Origin of the sequence: Microbispora sp. H10836 (assembly GCF_012999525.1) — a bacterium.
Taxonomy (GTDB): domain Bacteria; phylum Actinomycetota; class Actinomycetes; order Streptosporangiales; family Streptosporangiaceae; genus Microbispora.
On record NZ_JABBWU010000061.1, the window covers coordinates 1 to 1,298 of the forward strand.

Consider the following 1,298-nt stretch of genomic DNA (forward strand, 5'->3'; position numbering starts at 1 on the left):
CGACTGACAGAGATGATGTAGGTGAGCACCTCCCGCCGGGGTCTGACCCATCGACTGACTGACTTAGGGTCCTCAACGGGATCTGTCGGCTTCGGCCGGGAGGTGCTCGTCGCACTCACCGGACGTGGCGTTGTGACCTCATAGGAGCCTGGCCAGAGGCCCCTTCTCTGTCTTGTCCGCGTTGCCCGACTGGTGCGTGCCGCCCTGCCCACGGTCAAGAGCACAGGACGACGATGCCCTCCATTACATCCCACCGCGAGCCGGACTTTGACGTTGCCGGTGGCGTCGACACCCACCAAGACACCCACACCGCCGCTGTGATCGACGTTGTCGGCCGGGTGCTGGGCACCGAGCAGTTCCCGGCTACCTCCGTGGGGTATGAGGCCCTGCTGGCCTGGATGTGCTCGTTCGGGCGCCTGGGAAAGGTCGGGGTGGAGGGGACCGGGGCCTACGGGGCCGGGCTCGCCAGGCTGCTGCGTGAGCGGCAGGTGCAGGTGGTCGAAGTGGACCGGCCTGATCGCAAGACCCGCCGGTTCCAGGGCAAGTCCGACCCGATCGACGCCATTCAAGCGGCCAAGACGGCCCTGGCGGGCGAGCGGACCGGCCTGCCCAAACAGCGCGACGGGCGGATCGAGGCCGTGCGGAATCTGCGCGTGGCCCGCCGTAGCGCGGTCGACCAGCGAGCGGATGTCCAGCGCCAGATCAAGGCGCTGATCGTCACCGCGCCGAACGAGCTGCGCGAACGTCTGCGCGGCCTGCCTGTGGCCAAGCTCATCACGACCTGCGCGGCCCTGCGCCCGGACCGCGCCGACGCCGCCCAGCCGGTCACCGCCGCAAAGATTGCCCTATGCTCCCTCGCCCGCCGACACCAGCAGCTCACCACCGAGATTGGCGAGCTAGACGAGCTCCTGGAACCCCTGGTCACCAGTATCAATCCCGACCTCATCGCCGTCCACGGCGTCGGTCCCGACACCGCCGGCCAACTCCTGGTCACCGCGGGGGAAAACCACGACCGGCTCACCAGTGAGGCCGCCTTCGCCATGCTCTGCGGCGTCGCCCCCATCCCTGCCTCCAGCGGCAAGACCAACCGGCACCGCCTCAACCGCGGCGGCGACCGTCAAGCCAACTGCGCCCTGTACCGCATCGCCTTGGTTCGCCTGCGCTGGGATCCCCGCACCCGCGCTTACATGGAACGACGCATCCAAGACGGCCTGTCGAAGAAAGAGATCATCCGCTGCCTCAAACGCTACATCGCCCGCGAGATCTACCAGGTGATCATCAAAAACGATCATGAACGT

Annotated in this window: 1 protein-coding gene; it reads left to right on the forward strand. The window is 67.4% G+C overall.

All coding sequences use genetic code 11. The features are described from left to right. Positions 1–242: 242 nt before the first annotated feature. Positions 243–1,298, forward strand: a 1,056-nt coding sequence (locus HHX30_RS40230; protein WP_396707011.1) for an IS110 family transposase, incomplete at its 3' end; no start/stop codon positions are given.